This is a genomic window from Pseudomonas sp. MDT2-39-1, from assembly GCF_054898085.1.
Map to the genome: position 1 here is coordinate 2,500,905 of NZ_CM142716.1, position 13,091 is coordinate 2,513,995.

At 54.2% G+C, this 13,091-nt stretch carries 23 protein-coding genes; all 23 read right to left on the reverse strand.

The window, feature by feature from the left end; all coding sequences use genetic code 11:
• The 23 genes from rpsE to rpsL all read right to left on the reverse strand — a co-directional run bounded on the left by rpsE (nucleotide 1) and on the right by rpsL (nucleotide 13,089).
• The gene (rpsE, locus tag ACYZTM_RS12030; protein ID WP_007943782.1) at nucleotides 1-501 is read right to left on the reverse strand and encodes a 30S ribosomal protein S5; all 501 of its coding nucleotides are present in this window, start codon (nucleotides 499-501) and stop codon (nucleotides 1-3) included.
• Nucleotides 502-504: 3 nt separating this feature from the next.
• Nucleotides 505-855 carry a 50S ribosomal protein L18 gene (gene rplR, locus ACYZTM_RS12035; RefSeq protein WP_003186037.1) on the reverse strand — a complete coding sequence of 117 codons (351 nt, stop codon included), beginning with the start codon at nucleotides 853-855 and terminating at the stop codon, nucleotides 505-507.
• Nucleotides 856-865: 10 nt separating this feature from the next.
• Nucleotides 866-1,399 (reverse strand): 50S ribosomal protein L6, encoded by a 534-nt coding sequence (gene rplF, locus ACYZTM_RS12040; RefSeq protein ID WP_003176412.1) that lies wholly within the window; start codon nucleotides 1,397-1,399, stop codon nucleotides 866-868.
• Between the two features lie 12 nt (nucleotides 1,400-1,411).
• Nucleotides 1,412-1,804 (reverse strand): 30S ribosomal protein S8, encoded by a 393-nt coding sequence (rpsH, locus tag ACYZTM_RS12045; protein ID WP_003186040.1) that lies wholly within the window; start codon nucleotides 1,802-1,804, stop codon nucleotides 1,412-1,414.
• 209 nt (nucleotides 1,805-2,013) lie between these two features.
• Nucleotides 2,014-2,319 (reverse strand): 30S ribosomal protein S14, encoded by a 306-nt coding sequence (gene rpsN / locus ACYZTM_RS12050; RefSeq protein ID WP_003176414.1) that lies wholly within the window; start codon nucleotides 2,317-2,319, stop codon nucleotides 2,014-2,016.
• Nucleotides 2,320-2,332: 13 nt separating this feature from the next.
• On the reverse strand, nucleotides 2,333-2,872 hold the full coding sequence (gene rplE, locus ACYZTM_RS12055; protein WP_003176415.1) for a 50S ribosomal protein L5: 540 nt from the start codon (nucleotides 2,870-2,872) through the stop codon (nucleotides 2,333-2,335).
• A gap of 20 nt (nucleotides 2,873-2,892) precedes the next feature.
• Nucleotides 2,893-3,207, reverse strand: a complete 315-nt coding sequence (gene rplX / locus ACYZTM_RS12060; RefSeq protein ID WP_003176416.1) for a 50S ribosomal protein L24 — start codon at nucleotides 3,205-3,207, stop codon at nucleotides 2,893-2,895.
• Between the two features lie 11 nt (nucleotides 3,208-3,218).
• Nucleotides 3,219-3,587, reverse strand: a complete 369-nt coding sequence (gene rplN, locus ACYZTM_RS12065; protein WP_002555479.1) for a 50S ribosomal protein L14 — start codon at nucleotides 3,585-3,587, stop codon at nucleotides 3,219-3,221.
• A gap of 23 nt (nucleotides 3,588-3,610) precedes the next feature.
• Nucleotides 3,611-3,877, reverse strand: a complete 267-nt coding sequence (rpsQ, locus tag ACYZTM_RS12070; protein ID WP_003176419.1) for a 30S ribosomal protein S17 — start codon at nucleotides 3,875-3,877, stop codon at nucleotides 3,611-3,613.
• 2 nt (nucleotides 3,878-3,879) lie between these two features.
• Entirely contained in the window at nucleotides 3,880-4,071 is a 192-nt protein-coding gene (gene rpmC, locus ACYZTM_RS12075) for a 50S ribosomal protein L29 (protein WP_002555481.1), read from the reverse strand.
• A complete protein-coding gene (gene rplP, locus ACYZTM_RS12080; protein ID WP_045057467.1) occupies nucleotides 4,071-4,484 on the reverse strand; it encodes a 50S ribosomal protein L16 in 414 nt (137 codons plus the stop codon). The genes rpmC and rplP overlap by 1 nt, the downstream gene beginning before the upstream one ends.
• 12 nt (nucleotides 4,485-4,496) lie before the next feature.
• Nucleotides 4,497-5,183 (reverse strand): 30S ribosomal protein S3, encoded by a 687-nt coding sequence (gene rpsC, locus ACYZTM_RS12085; RefSeq protein WP_003176422.1) that lies wholly within the window; start codon nucleotides 5,181-5,183, stop codon nucleotides 4,497-4,499.
• 13 nt (nucleotides 5,184-5,196) lie between these two features.
• Entirely contained in the window at nucleotides 5,197-5,529 is a 333-nt protein-coding gene (gene rplV, locus ACYZTM_RS12090) for a 50S ribosomal protein L22 (RefSeq protein ID WP_003103908.1), read from the reverse strand.
• Nucleotides 5,530-5,542: 13 nt separating this feature from the next.
• A complete protein-coding gene (rpsS, locus tag ACYZTM_RS12095) occupies nucleotides 5,543-5,818 on the reverse strand; it encodes a 30S ribosomal protein S19 (protein WP_002555486.1) in 276 nt (91 codons plus the stop codon).
• Nucleotides 5,819-5,834: 16 nt separating this feature from the next.
• On the reverse strand, nucleotides 5,835-6,659 hold the full coding sequence (gene rplB / locus ACYZTM_RS12100) for a 50S ribosomal protein L2 (protein ID WP_003176423.1): 825 nt from the start codon (nucleotides 6,657-6,659) through the stop codon (nucleotides 5,835-5,837).
• Nucleotides 6,660-6,673: 14 nt separating this feature from the next.
• The gene (rplW, locus tag ACYZTM_RS12105; protein WP_002555488.1) at nucleotides 6,674-6,973 is read right to left on the reverse strand and encodes a 50S ribosomal protein L23; all 300 of its coding nucleotides are present in this window, start codon (nucleotides 6,971-6,973) and stop codon (nucleotides 6,674-6,676) included.
• Nucleotides 6,970-7,572 (reverse strand): 50S ribosomal protein L4, encoded by a 603-nt coding sequence (rplD, locus tag ACYZTM_RS12110; RefSeq protein WP_007896707.1) that lies wholly within the window; start codon nucleotides 7,570-7,572, stop codon nucleotides 6,970-6,972. Before rplD ends, rplW begins: the two co-directional genes overlap by 4 nt.
• 12 nt (nucleotides 7,573-7,584) lie before the next feature.
• Nucleotides 7,585-8,220 carry a 50S ribosomal protein L3 gene (gene rplC / locus ACYZTM_RS12115; RefSeq protein WP_003186059.1) on the reverse strand — a complete coding sequence of 212 codons (636 nt, stop codon included), beginning with the start codon at nucleotides 8,218-8,220 and terminating at the stop codon, nucleotides 7,585-7,587.
• An 80-nt stretch (nucleotides 8,221-8,300) separates the two neighbouring features.
• Nucleotides 8,301-8,612, reverse strand: coding sequence for a 30S ribosomal protein S10 (gene rpsJ, locus ACYZTM_RS12120; protein WP_003186070.1), 312 nt, complete (start codon nucleotides 8,610-8,612; stop codon nucleotides 8,301-8,303).
• Nucleotides 8,613-8,768: 156 nt separating this feature from the next.
• Nucleotides 8,769-9,962, reverse strand: coding sequence for an elongation factor Tu (gene tuf / locus ACYZTM_RS12125; RefSeq protein ID WP_131062045.1), 1,194 nt, complete (start codon nucleotides 9,960-9,962; stop codon nucleotides 8,769-8,771).
• A 31-nt stretch (nucleotides 9,963-9,993) separates the two neighbouring features.
• Nucleotides 9,994-12,099, reverse strand: a complete 2,106-nt coding sequence (fusA, locus tag ACYZTM_RS12130; protein ID WP_438662389.1) for an elongation factor G — start codon at nucleotides 12,097-12,099, stop codon at nucleotides 9,994-9,996.
• 30 nt (nucleotides 12,100-12,129) lie between these two features.
• Nucleotides 12,130-12,600, reverse strand: a complete 471-nt coding sequence (gene rpsG, locus ACYZTM_RS12135; RefSeq protein ID WP_002555493.1) for a 30S ribosomal protein S7 — start codon at nucleotides 12,598-12,600, stop codon at nucleotides 12,130-12,132.
• A 117-nt stretch (nucleotides 12,601-12,717) separates the two neighbouring features.
• On the reverse strand, nucleotides 12,718-13,089 hold the full coding sequence (gene rpsL, locus ACYZTM_RS12140; protein ID WP_002555494.1) for a 30S ribosomal protein S12: 372 nt from the start codon (nucleotides 13,087-13,089) through the stop codon (nucleotides 12,718-12,720).
• Between the last annotated feature and the right edge of the window lie 2 nt (nucleotides 13,090-13,091).

Consider the following 13,091-nt stretch of genomic DNA (forward strand, 5'->3'; position numbering starts at 1 on the left):
TCAGAAGATCTCCTTGACACTTTTGCCACGCTTGGCGGCAATGGATTCAGGAGACTGCATAGCTTTCAAACCTTTGAAAGTGGCGTGAACCACGTTTACCGGGTTAGTCGAGCCGTAGCACTTGGCCAGAACGTTCTGAACACCAGCAACTTCGAGGACAGCACGCATAGCGCCGCCAGCGATGATACCGGTACCTTCAGAAGCAGGCTGCATGTACACCTTCGAAGCGCCGTGACCGGACTTCATAGCGTACTGCAGAGTGGTGCCGTTCAGATCAACTTGGATCATGTTGCGACGAGCAGCTTCCATTGCCTTCTGGATCGCAGCAGGCACTTCACGTGACTTGCCACGGCCGAAGCCAACACGCCCTTTACCATCACCAACCACGGTCAACGCGGTAAAAGTGAAGATACGGCCGCCTTTAACGGTTTTGGCTACGCGGTTAACTTGAACCAGCTTCTCAATGTAGCCTTCGTCGCGCTTTTGGTCGTTATTTGACATAACTTAGAACTCCAGCCCAGCTTCACGAGCAGCATCAGCCAGCGCCTTGACGCGGCCATGGTACTTGAAGCCAGAGCGGTCGAAAGCCACCTGCGAGACGCCAGCGGCTTTAGCACGCGTAGCGACCAGCTGGCCAACCTTAGTGGCCGCGTCGATGTTGCCAGTGGCGCCATCACGCAGTTCTTTATCCAAAGTCGAGGCAGATGCCAGGACTTTGTTGCCGTCGGCCGAAATGACCTGGGCGTAGATGTGCTGCGACGAGCGGAACACGCAGAGACGCACGACTTCGAGTTCGTGCATTTTCAGGCGTGCTTTGCGAGCGCGACGCAGTCGAGTAACTTTTTTGTCGGTCATTTGCTATGCCCTACTTCTTCTTGGCTTCTTTACGACGGACGACTTCGTCCGCGTAGCGCACACCTTTGCCTTTGTACGGCTCTGGTGGACGGAAGTCGCGGATCTCGGCGGCCACTTGACCTACCAGCTGCTTATCGATGCCCTTGATCAGGATATCGGTCTGGCTAGGAGTCTCAGCGGTGATGCCTTCCGGCAGTTCATAATCCACTGGGTGCGAGAAGCCAAGAGCCAGGTTCAGCACTGTGCCTTTTGCTTGCGCTTTGTAACCAACACCGACCAGCTGGAGCTTACGCTCGAAGCCTTGGCTTACGCCTTGGACCATGTTGTTTACCAACGCACGAGTGGTACCAGCCATTGCGCGAGTTTGTTGATCGCCATTGCGAGCAGCGAAACGCAGCTCACCAGCTTCTTCAACGATCTCAACGGACGAATGGATGTTCAGTTCGAGAGTGCCCTTGGCACCCTTCACCGAAAGCTGTTGGCCTGCGAATTTTACTTCGACACCGGCTGGCAGCTTAACGGGGTTCTTAGCGACGCGTGACATGCTTATCCCCCCTTAGAACACAGTGCAAAGAACTTCGCCGCCGACACCGGCAGCGCGCGCAGCACGATCCGTCATCACACCTTTGTTGGTGGAGACGATAGACACACCGAGACCGCCACGAACTTTTGGCAGATCATCGACGGACTTGTACTGACGCAGGCCTGGACGGCTAACGCGCTTCACTTCCTCGATGACCGGACGGCCTTCGAAGTACTTCAGCTCGATGGACAGCAGTGGTTTGATTTCGCTGCTGATCTGATAACCCGCAATGTAACCTTCGTCCTTCAGGACTTTGGCAACAGCTACCTTCAAAGTAGAAGATGGCATGCTTACGACGGACTTTTCAGCCATCTGGGCATTACGGATTCGAGTTAGCATGTCCGCTAACGGGTCCTGCATACTCATGGGCTAGACGCTCCTAATACAAAAAAATTAGCCTTGCGGCTACTACTTGTCGCCGAGGACATCCGTGCGGAAAAAGCACGGGCTCAGGCGAGCCGGGTATTCTAGACACACCCCACAAATGAATCAAGCCCCAAAAGGGGCTTGATTCAAGTTCAAGGTCACCGATGGTCAGGATCTTTCGATCCCGAGCACCGAGACATTGATAGTGCTTACCAGCTGGCTTTAACCAGACCAGGTACGTCACCACGCATTGCAGCTTCACGCAGTTTGTTACGGCCGAGGCCGAACTTGCGGTAAACGCCGTGTGGACGACCGGTCAGGCGGCAGCGGTTACGCATGCGCGAAGCGCTTGCGTCACGTGGCTGCTTCTGCAGAGCTACTGTAGCTTCCCAACGTGCTTCTGGACTTGCGTTCAGATCAACGATGATAGCTTTCAGTGCTGCACGCTTTTTGGCGTACTTGGCAACCGTGAGCTGACGCTTCAGCTCGCGGTTTTTCATGCTCATCTTGGCCATTTTCCTACTCCAATCAGTTGCGGAACGGGAATTTGAAAGCACGCAGCAGCGCGCGACCTTCATCATCGTTCTTGGCAGTGGTGGTCAGGGTAATGTCCAGACCGCGGAGAGCATCGATCTTGTCGTAGTCGATTTCCGGGAAGATGATCTGCTCTTTAACGCCCATGCTGTAGTTACCACGACCATCGAAGGACTTGGCATTCAGGCCGCGGAAGTCGCGAACCCGAGGCAGGGAGATCGACAGCAGACGATCCAGGAATTCGTACATACGCTCACGGCGCAGAGTCACTTTGACGCCGATCGGCCAACCTTCACGGACTTTAAAGCCAGCGATGGATTTCCGAGCGTAAGTCACAACGACTTTCTGACCGGTGATCTTTTCCAGGTCGGCAACAGCGTGCTCGATGACTTTCTTGTCACCGACCGCTTCGCCCAGACCCATGTTCAGGGTGATTTTTGTAACGCGTGGAACTTCCATCACGTTCGAAAGCTTAAGTTCTTCCTTAAGCTTCGGTGCGATTTCCTTCCAGTAAATCTCTTTTAGTCGTGCCATGGTCTTCTACCTAGCAGTGTTCAAGCATCAACCGCTTTTTGGGTCGACTTGAAGACACGAATTTTCTTGCCGTCTTCTACTTTGAAACCAACGCGATCAGCCTTGTTGGTTTCGCCGTTGAAAATGGCGACGTTAGAAGCGTCCAGTGGAGCTTCTTTTTCGACGATACCGCCTTGTACGCCCGACATCGGGTTAGGCTTGGTATGACGCTTAACCAGGTTCAGACCACCAATAACCAGACGGTTATTAGCGAGAACCTTAAGCACCTTACCGCGCTTACCTTTGTCTTTGCCGGCGATCACGATGATCTCGTCGTCACGACGAATCTTTTGCATGTCGGATCTCCTTACAGCACTTCTGGGGCGAGCGAGACGATCTTCATGAACTTCTCAGTACGAAGTTCACGGGTCACTGGCCCAAAGATACGGGTGCCGATCGGCTCTTGCTTGTTGTTCAGAAGAACAGCAGCGTTGCCATCAAAGCGGATAATGGAGCCATCAGCACGACGTACGCCGTGACGAGTGCGGACTACAACAGCAGTCATCACTTGGCCTTTTTTCACTTTACCGCGAGGAATTGCTTCCTTCACGGTAACTTTGATGATGTCACCGATACCAGCGTAACGACGATGGGAGCCACCCAGCACCTTGATGCACATAACGCGGCGAGCGCCGCTGTTATCGGCCACATCGAGCATGGATTGAGTCTGAATCATATAATTTCTCCGACCCCTAGTCCTTAGACTTCCACAGCGCGTTCGAGAACATCAACCAGCGCCCAAGACTTGGTCTTGGCCAAAGGACGAGTTTCACGAATAGTGACTTTGTCGCCGATGTGGCACTGATTGGTTTCGTCGTGCGCGTGCAGCTTAGTCGAACGCTTAACGTATTTACCGTAGATCGGGTGCTTAACGCGACGCTCGATCAGAACGGTGATGGTTTTGTCCATCTTGTCGCTGACAACACGGCCAGTCAGCGTACGGACAGTTTTTTCGGCTTCAGCCATGATTACTTACCTGCCTGCTGGTTGAGCACAGTCTTCACGCGAGCGATGTCACGCTTAACTTGCGAGAGCAGATGAGACTGCCCCAACTGGCCAGTTGCTTTCTGCATACGCAGATTGAACTGGTCGCGCAGCAAGCCGAGCAGTTGCTCGTTCAGCTGCTGTGCGGATTTTTCACGAAGTTCATTCGCTTTCATCACATCACCGTCCGTTTAACAAAGGCGGTGGCGAGCGGCAGCTTTGCAGCAGCCAGGGCAAAAGCCTCACGCGCCAGCTCTTCAGTAACACCCTCGATTTCATACAGGACTTTGCCTGGCTGAATCTGGGCAACCCAGTACTCCACACTACCCTTACCTTTACCCATCCGAACTTCGAGTGGCTTTTTGGAAATAGGCTTGTCCGGGAATACACGGATCCAGATCTTGCCACCACGTTTAACGTGACGGGTCAGTGCACGACGCGCTGACTCGATCTGACGAGCGGTGAGACGACCACGAGCTACAGACTTCAGCGCATATTCGCCGAAGCTGACTTTGCTACCGCGCTGAGCCAGACCACGGTTGTGGCCTGTCATCTGCTTGCGGAACTTCGTACGCTTTGGTTGCAACATTTGGCGTACCCCTTACTTAGCAGCTTTTTTACGAGGCGCTGGTGCTTGTGGTTTGAGTTCTTCTTGGCGACCACCAATTACTTCGCCCTTGAAGATCCAAACCTTTACACCGATCACACCGTAAGTGGTGTGAGCTTCGTAGTTGGCATAGTCGATGTCGGCACGCAGGGTGTGCAGTGGCACACGACCTTCGCGATACCATTCAGTACGTGCGATTTCAGCACCGCCGAGACGACCGCTCACTTGGATTTTGATGCCTTTGGCACCAATGCGCATGGCGTTCTGAACAGCGCGCTTCATAGCGCGACGGAACATTACGCGACGCTCCAGCTGCTGAGCTACGCTCTGCGCAACCAGCATACCGTCAAGCTCCGGCTTGCGGATCTCTTCGATATTGATGTGCACAGGCACACCCATTTGCTTGGTCAGGTCCTGACGCAGTTTCTCAACATCTTCACCTTTCTTCCCGATAACGATACCTGGACGAGCGGTGTGGATGGTGATACGTGCAGTTTGAGCCGGACGATGGATATCGATACGGCTTACGGACGCGCTTTTTAGTTTGTCTTGGAGATACTCGCGCACCTTCAGATCAGCGAACAAATAGTCCGCATAAGTCCGACCGTCTGCGTACCAGACGGAGGTGTGCTCCTTGACGATTCCCAGGCGAATGCCAATGGGATGTACTTTCTGACCCATCTCTTCGACTCCGTTACTTGTCAGCAACCTTGACAGTGATATGGCAAGACCGCTTGACGATGCGATCAGCACGGCCTTTGGCACGTGGCATGATTCGCTTCAGCGAACGCCCTTCGTTGACGAAAACGGTGCTGACTTTAAGGTCATCAACGTCTGCGCCTTCGTTATGCTCGGCGTTGGCTACGGCCGACTCCAGCACTTTCTTCATGATCTCGGCGGCTTTCTTACTGCTGAAAGCCAACAGGTTGAGCGCTTCGCCCACCTTCTTCCCGCGGATCTGGTCGGCGACCAAGCGGGCTTTCTGGGCGGAGATTCGAGCGCCCGACAACTTAGCGGCTACTTCCATCGTTCCTTACCCCTTAACGCTTGGCTTTCTTGTCTGCCACGTGCCCACGATATGTGCGGGTACCGGCAAACTCGCCTAGTTTGTGGCCGACCATGTCTTCGTTCACGAGAACTGGAACATGTTGACGACCGTTATGCACAGCAATGGTCAAACCGACCATTTGTGGCAGGATCATGGAACGGCGCGACCAGGTCTTAACTGGTTTGCGATCGTTCTTTTCCGCCGCCACTTCGATCTTCTTCAGTAGGTGAAGATCAATAAAAGGACCTTTTTTCAGAGAACGTGGCACTGTCGTATCCCTCTATTTACTTGCGACGACGGACGATCATTTTGTCGGTACGCTTATTACCACGAGTCTTCGCGCCCTTAGTCGGGAAGCCCCATGGCGATACCGGATGACGACCACCAGAGGTACGACCTTCACCACCACCATGTGGGTGGTCAACCGGGTTCATGGCAACACCACGAACGGTTGGGCGAACGCCACGCCAGCGTTTGGCACCAGCTTTACCCAGCGAACGCAGGCTGTGCTCGGAGTTCGAGACTTCACCCAGGGTCGCGCGGCATTCAGCCAGCACTTTACGCATCTCACCAGAACGCAGACGCAGGGTCACGTAGACACCTTCACGAGCGATCAGCTGAGCAGAAGCACCAGCGGAACGAGCGATTTGCGCGCCTTTACCTGGCTTCAATTCGATGCCGTGTACGGTGCTACCAACTGGAATGTTACGCAGTTGCAGAGCGTTGCCCGGCTTGATCGGCGCCAAAGCACCTGCGATCAGCTGGTCACCAGCACTCACGCCTTTAGGGGCGATGATGTAGCGACGCTCGCCATCTGCGTACAGCAGCAGAGCGATGTGAGCAGTACGGTTTGGATCGTATTCGATACGCTCGACAGTGGCAGAGATGCCATCTTTGTCGTTGCGACGGAAATCGACCAGACGATAATGCTGCTTATGGCCACCACCGATGTGACGAGTGGTAATGCGACCATTGTTGTTACGACCACCAGTCTTCGATTTTTTCTCGAGCAGCGGTGCGTGAGGAGCGCCTTTATGCAGCTCCTGGTTGACCACCTTGACCACAAAACGGCGGCCAGGGGAAGTCGGTTTGCATTTAACGATTGCCATGATGCACCCCTTCCTTACTCAGCACTGCTGCTGAAATCGAGATCTTGGCCTGGCTGAAGGGAGATAACTGCCTTCTTCCAGTCATTACGCTTGCCCAGACCGCGAGCAGTGCGCTTGCTCTTACCCAGAACATTCAGGGTAGTAACACGCTCTACTTTCACGCTGAACAGGCTTTCGACGGCCTTCTTGATTTCCAGCTTGGTTGCGTCAGTTGCAACCTTGAAAACGAACTGGCCTTTCTTGTCAGCCAGAACCGTAGCCTTCTCGGAAACGTGCGGGCCAAGCAGAACTTTAAATACGCGTTCCTGGTTCATCCCAGCAGCTCCTCGAATTTCTTCACGGCCGACACGGTGATCAACACCTTGTCGTATGCGATCAGACTAACTGGATCGGAACCTTGCACGTCACGTACATCGACGTGTGGCAGGTTGCGAGCAGCAAGGTACAGGTTCTGATCAACCACTTCAGACACGATCAAGACGTCAGTCAGGCCCATGCCGGTCAGTTTGTTCAGCAGATCTTTGGTCTTCGGTGCATCAACAGCGAAGTCCTGAACCACAACCAGACGATCAGTACGCACCAGCTCAGCAAGGATGGAACGCATTGCTGCGCGATACATCTTCTTGTTCAGCTTCTGGGTGTGATCCTGAGGACGAGCTGCGAAAGTGGTACCGCCGCCACGCCAGATTGGGCTACGGATAGTACCGGCACGAGCACGGCCAGTACCTTTCTGACGCCATGGGCGCTTACCGCCACCACGAACGTCGGAACGGGTCTTTTGCTGCTTGCTACCTTGACGGCCGCCGGCCATGTAGGCCACGACTGCTTGGTGAACCAGCGTCTCGTTGAATTCGCCGCCAAATGTCAGTTCGGAAACTTCGATCGCTTGAGCGTCATTTACATTTAATTGCATGTCAGCTTCCCCTTAACCGCGAGCCTTGGCTGCTGGACGTACAACCAAGTTGCCGCCAGTAGCGCCAGGAACAGCGCCCTTGACCAACAACAGATTGCGTTCAGCGTCCACGCGCACTACTTCGAGGGACTGCACGGTCACGCGCTCAGCGCCCATATGACCGGACATTTTTTTGCCCTTGAATACACGACCAGGAGTCTGGCACTGGCCGATAGAGCCTGGAACGCGGTGGGACACGGAGTTACCGTGGGTATTATCTTGCCCGCGGAAGTTCCAACGCTTGATCGTACCCTGGAAGCCTTTACCCTTGGACTGACCGGTTACATCAACCAGTTGACCAGCGGCGAAGATTTCAGCGTTGATCAGATCGCCGGCCTGGTACTCGCCTTCTTCAAGGCGGAATTCCATTACGGTACGACCAGCGGCAACGTTCGCTTTAGCGAAGTGGCCAGCTTGAGCAGCTGTAACACGCGAAGCACGACGCTCGCCTACAGTGACTTGCACTGCACGATAGCCATCGGTCTCTTCAGTTTTGAACTGGGTGACGCGATTCGGCTCGATCTCAATGACCGTGACCGGAATGGAGACACCTTCTTCGGTGAAAATACGGGTCATACCGCATTTACGACCGACTACACCAATAGTCATGTTGTAAACCTCATGAGTGTACGGGGCTTTCACCCGCTATGGCCGCCCATTTCAGAGCGTTACACGACTAAGACCGAGTCTTAGCCGAGGCTGATCTGCACTTCCACACCGGCCGCAAGATCAAGCTTCATAAGCGCATCAACGGTTTTATCCGTTGGCTGGACGATGTCCAGAACGCGCTTATGAGTACGGATCTCGTACTGGTCACGCGCGTCTTTGTTGACGTGCGGGGAGACCAGAACGGTGAACCGCTCTTTACGGGTAGGCAGTGGAATTGGACCACGCACTTGAGCACCAGTACGTTTCGCGGTTTCCACGATTTCCTGGGTGGATTGGTCGATCAGGCGATGGTCAAAAGCCTTCAACCTGATACGGATTTGCTGATTTTGCATTGGATTTCAGACTCCGGCTGCTATTCCCACCGAGCGCAATACGCCCGTTAAAAGGAGGCGCAATTCTATAGACGCCCCATATAGGTGTCAACCCAATAAAAAAGCCCCCGCTAAGCGGGGGCTTTTTCAATTCATCAAAGCTTACTCAAAAAGAGCTTACTCGATGATTTTGGCTACGACGCCAGCGCCGACGGTACGACCGCCTTCACGGATAGCGAAACGCAGACCGTCTTCCATTGCGATGGTCTTGATCAGGGTGACAACCATTTTGATGTTGTCGCCTGGCATTACCATTTCAACGCCTTCCGGCAGTTCGCAGTTACCAGTCACGTCAGTAGTACGGAAGTAGAACTGTGGACGGTAGCCTTTGAAGAACGGAGTGTGACGACCGCCTTCTTCTTTGCTCAGAACGTAGACTTCAGCTTCGAACTTGGTGTGCGGCTTAACCGAACCCGGCTTAACCAGAACCTGGCCACGCTCAACGTCGTCACGCTTGGTACCACGCAGCAGAACGCCGCAGTTCTCGCCAGCACGACCTTCGTCGAGCAGCTTACGGAACATTTCAACACCGGTGCAGGTGGTGACGGTAGTGTCACGCAGACCAACGATTTCCAGTGAATCCTGAACCTTGACGATACCGCGCTCGATACGGCCAGTTACAACAGTACCGCGACCGGAGATCGAGAATACGTCTTCGATTGGCATCAGGAACGGCTTGTCGATAACACGGACTGGATCTGGAATGTAGCTGTCCAGAGTCTCAACCAGTTTACGAACGGCAGTGGTGCCCATTTCGTTGTCGTCTTGGCCGTTCAGAGCCATCAGAGCCGAACCGATGATGATCGGAGTGTCGTCGCCCGGGAAGTCGTAAGTGCTCAGCAGATCGCGCACTTCCATCTCAACCAGTTCCAGCAGCTCAGCGTCGTCTACCATGTCAGCCTTGTTCAGGAAGACAACGATGTACGGAACGCCAACCTGACGGGACAGCAGGATGTGCTCACGGGTTTGCGGCATCGGACCATCAGCGGCCGAGCAAACCAGGATAGCGCCGTCCATCTGAGCAGCACCGGTGATCATGTTCTTCACGTAGTCAGCGTGACCTGGGCAGTCAACGTGAGCGTAGTGACGGATCAGCGAGTTGTATTCAACGTGCGCGGTGTTGATGGTGATACCACGAGCCTTTTCTTCCGGAGCGCTGTCGATCTTGTCGAAAGCAACAACGGCCGAACCGAAAACTTCGGAGCAGACGCGAGTCAGAGCAGCGGTCAGCGTGGTTTTACCATGGTCAACGTGACCGATGGTGCCAACGTTAACGTGCGGGAGGTCACGTACAAATTTTTCTTTAGCCACGACAATTAACTCCTAGCCTAAAGGGGCTGAATCAGCCTTGTTTTTTGGTAACGGTTTCGACGATGTGCGACGGAGCCGTATTGTATTTTTTGAATTCCATAGAGTAGCTTGCGCGACCCTGGGACATGGAGCGAACGTCGGTTGCGTAACCGAACATCTCACCCAGCGGAACTTCGGCACGAATTACTTTGCCGGAGACCGTGTCTTCCATACCCAGAATCATGCCGCGACGACGGTTAAGGTCGCCCATCACGTCACCCATATAGTCTTCAGGCGTAACAACCTCTACCGCCATGATCGGCTCAAGCAACTCACCACCGCCCTTCTGGGCCAGTTGCTTGGTCGCCATGGAAGCAGCCACCTTAAACGCCATCTCGTTGGAGTCGACGTCGTGGTAGGAACCATCAAACACGGTAGCCTTCAGGCCGATCAGCGGATAGCCGGCCACAACGCCGTTCTTCATCTGCTCTTCGATACCCTTCTGGATAGCCGGGATGTATTCCTTAGGAACCACACCACCCACTACTTCGTTCAGGAATTGCAGACCTTCCTGACCTTCGTCAGCAGGAGCAAAACGAATCCAGCAGTGACCGAACTGGCCACGACCGCCGGACTGACGAACGAACTTGCCTTCAATTTCGCAACTTTTCGTGATGCGCTCACGGTACGAAACTTGAGGCTTACCGATGTTGGCTTCGACGTTGAACTCACGGCGCATCCGGTCAACCAGGATGTCCAGGTGCAACTCGCCCATGCCGGAGATGATCGTTTGACCAGTCTCTTCATCAGTCTTGACGCGGAAAGACGGGTCTTCCTGAGCAAGTTTGCCCAGAGCGATACCCATTTTTTCCTGGTCGTCCTTGGTCTTAGGCTCTACCGCAACCGAAATAACCGGCTCCGGGAAGTCCATGCGAACCAGGATGATTGGCTTGTCAGCGTTGCACAAAGTCTCACCAGTGGTGACGTCCTTCATGCCGATCAAGGCCGCGATGTCACCAGCGCGTACTTCCTTGATTTCTTCACGGGCGTTTGCGTGCATTTGCACCATACGACCCACGCGCTCTTTCTTGCCTTTAACCGAGTTGATCACGCCGTCGCCGGAGGCCAACACGCCCGAGTAAACTCGAACAAAGGTCAAGGTACCCACGAATGGGTCGGTGGCAATTTTGAATGCCAGAGCGGAGAACGGTTCGTTGTCGTCTGCATGACGCTCCAGATCGATAGTCTCGTCATCCGGGTCAGTACCCTTGATGGCAGGAATATCGACAGGCGCAGGCAGGTAGTCGATAACGGCGTCGAGAACCAGGGGAACACCCTTGTTCTTGAAGGAAGAACCGCAAACAGCCAGAACGATCTCACCAGCGATAGTACGCTGACGCAGAGCGGCCTTGATTTCCGCGTTGGTGAGTTCTTCACCTTCGAGGTACTTGTTCATCAGCTCTTCGCTGGCTTCGGCCGCAGCCTCAACCATGTTACCGCGCCACTCGTCAGCCAATTCCTGCAGTTCCGCAGGGATAGGCTTGCGAACTGGAACCATGCCTTTGTCAGCGTCATTCCAGTAAACAGCTTCCATGGACATCAGGTCGATTTGACCCTGGAAGTTGTCTTCGGAACCGATAGCCAACTGGATAGGAACCGGGGTGTGACCCAGACGCTGCTTGATCTGACCGATCACGCGCAGGAAGTTCGCACCAGCACGGTCCATCTTGTTTACGTAAACAAGACGTGGAACGCCGTACTTGTTGGCTTGACGCCATACGGTTTCCGACTGAGGCTCAACACCCGAGGTGCCGCAGAACACAACGACCGCGCCGTCGAGAACACGCAGGGAACGCTCAACTTCAATAGTGAAGTCAACGTGGCCCGGGGTGTCGATGACGTTGAAGCGGTATTGGTCCTTGTGCTGCTTCTCGGAACCCTGCCAGAAGGCGGTAATGGCAGCAGAAGTAATGGTAATACCACGCTCCTGCTCCTGAACCATCCAGTCTGTGGTCGCGGCGCCGTCATGCACCTCGCCCATTTTGTGACTTTTGCCAGTGTAAAAAAGGACGCGCTCGGTGGTGGTGGTTTTACCAGCATCCACGTGAGCAACGATACCAATGTTACGGTAGCGGTTAATCGGTGTTGTACGAGCCATAAAGCCCTCGCAAAATTAGTGACGCTAAAATTAGAAGCGGTAGTGCGAGAAAGCCTTGTTGGCTTCAGCCATACGGTGCACGTCTTCACGCTTCTTAACTGCAGCACCTTTGCCTTCAGCGGCGTCCAACAGTTCGCCAGCCAAACGCAGAGCCATAGACTTCTCGCCGCGCTTACGGGCGAAGTCTACCAACCAGCGCATTGCCAGAGCGTTACGACGGGACGGACGAACTTCGACCGGAACCTGGTAAGTAGCACCGCCTACACGGCGCGACTTTACTTCGACCAGCGGAGCGATGGCGTCGAGAGCTTTCTCGAAGATTTCCAGGGGATCGCTGTTCTTGCGTTCTTTAACCTTTTCCAGCGCGCCATAAACGATACGCTCGGCAACGGCTTTCTTGCCGCTTTCCATCACGTGGTTCATGAACTTGGCCAGAATCTGGCTGCCGTATTTTGGATCGTCAAGCACTTCGCGCTTGGCTGCTACGCGTCTTCTTGGCATGGATAAGCCCTCAAACGGTCTTCAGGTTCGCTCGGAATCGGTGCCCTTTCGGGACGCCTCCGACCTTACTCTTATCGACTCAGAAAAATAGAAAATCAGTTTTACAAAAAGCCACTACTACTTAGGCTTCTTGGTACCGTACTTCGAACGACCTTGGTTACGACCTTTAACGCCGGAAGTATCCAAAGAGCCGCGAACGGTGTGGTAACGAACACCTGGCAAGTCTTTTACACGGCCGCCACGGATCAGTACGACGCTGTGCTCTTGCAGGTTGTGGCCTTCACCGCCGATGTACGAGGAAACCTCGAAACCGTTGGTCAGACGCACGCGGCATACTTTACGCAGTGCCGAGTTAGGTTTTTTCGGCGTGGTGGTATACACACGGGTGCATACGCCACGACGTTGCGGGCAGTTCTGCAGCGCAGGTACGTCGGATTTCTCGACGATACGCTTACGCGGCTGACGTACCAGCTGGTTGATAGTTGCCATCT

Coding starts and splice junctions, on each gene's coding strand:
- rplX (WP_003176416.1), bottom strand. CDS start 3,207: ATGCAAAAGATTCGTCGTGACGACGAGATCATCGTGATCGCCGGCAAA.
- fusA (WP_438662389.1), bottom strand. CDS start 12,099: ATGGCTCGTACAACACCGATTAACCGCTACCGTAACATTGGTATCGTT.
- rplP (WP_045057467.1), bottom strand. CDS start 4,484: ATGTTGCAACCAAAGCGTACGAAGTTCCGCAAGCAGATGACAGGCCAC.
- rpsQ (WP_003176419.1), bottom strand. CDS start 3,877: ATGGCTGAAGCCGAAAAAACTGTCCGTACGCTGACTGGCCGTGTTGTC.
- rpsN (WP_003176414.1), bottom strand. CDS start 2,319: ATGGCCAAGATGAGCATGAAAAACCGCGAGCTGAAGCGTCAGCTCACG.
- rplB (WP_003176423.1), bottom strand. CDS start 6,659: ATGGCAATCGTTAAATGCAAACCGACTTCCCCTGGCCGCCGTTTTGTG.
- rpsE (WP_007943782.1), bottom strand. CDS start 501: ATGTCAAATAACGACCAAAAGCGCGACGAAGGCTACATTGAGAAGCTG.
- rplD (WP_007896707.1), bottom strand. CDS start 7,572: ATGCAATTAAATGTAAATGACGCTCAAGCGATCGAAGTTTCCGAACTG.
- rplF (WP_003176412.1), bottom strand. CDS start 1,399: ATGTCACGCGTCGCTAAGAACCCCGTTAAGCTGCCAGCCGGTGTCGAA.
- rplE (WP_003176415.1), bottom strand. CDS start 2,872: ATGGCACGACTAAAAGAGATTTACTGGAAGGAAATCGCACCGAAGCTT.
- rpsL (WP_002555494.1), bottom strand. CDS start 13,089: ATGGCAACTATCAACCAGCTGGTACGTCAGCCGCGTAAGCGTATCGTC.
- rpsG (WP_002555493.1), bottom strand. CDS start 12,600: ATGCCAAGAAGACGCGTAGCAGCCAAGCGCGAAGTGCTTGACGATCCA.
- rpsH (WP_003186040.1), bottom strand. CDS start 1,804: ATGAGTATGCAGGACCCGTTAGCGGACATGCTAACTCGAATCCGTAAT.
- rpmC (WP_002555481.1), bottom strand. CDS start 4,071: ATGAAAGCGAATGAACTTCGTGAAAAATCCGCACAGCAGCTGAACGAG.
- rplR (WP_003186037.1), bottom strand. CDS start 855: ATGACCGACAAAAAAGTTACTCGACTGCGTCGCGCTCGCAAAGCACGC.
- rpsC (WP_003176422.1), bottom strand. CDS start 5,183: ATGGGTCAGAAAGTACATCCCATTGGCATTCGCCTGGGAATCGTCAAG.
- rplN (WP_002555479.1), bottom strand. CDS start 3,587: ATGATTCAGACTCAATCCATGCTCGATGTGGCCGATAACAGCGGCGCT.
- rplV (WP_003103908.1), bottom strand. CDS start 5,529: ATGGAAGTAGCCGCTAAGTTGTCGGGCGCTCGAATCTCCGCCCAGAAA.
- rplC (WP_003186059.1), bottom strand. CDS start 8,220: ATGACTATTGGTGTAGTCGGTCGTAAATGCGGTATGACCCGTATTTTC.
- rpsJ (WP_003186070.1), bottom strand. CDS start 8,612: ATGCAAAATCAGCAAATCCGTATCAGGTTGAAGGCTTTTGACCATCGC.
- rplW (WP_002555488.1), bottom strand. CDS start 6,973: ATGAACCAGGAACGCGTATTTAAAGTTCTGCTTGGCCCGCACGTTTCC.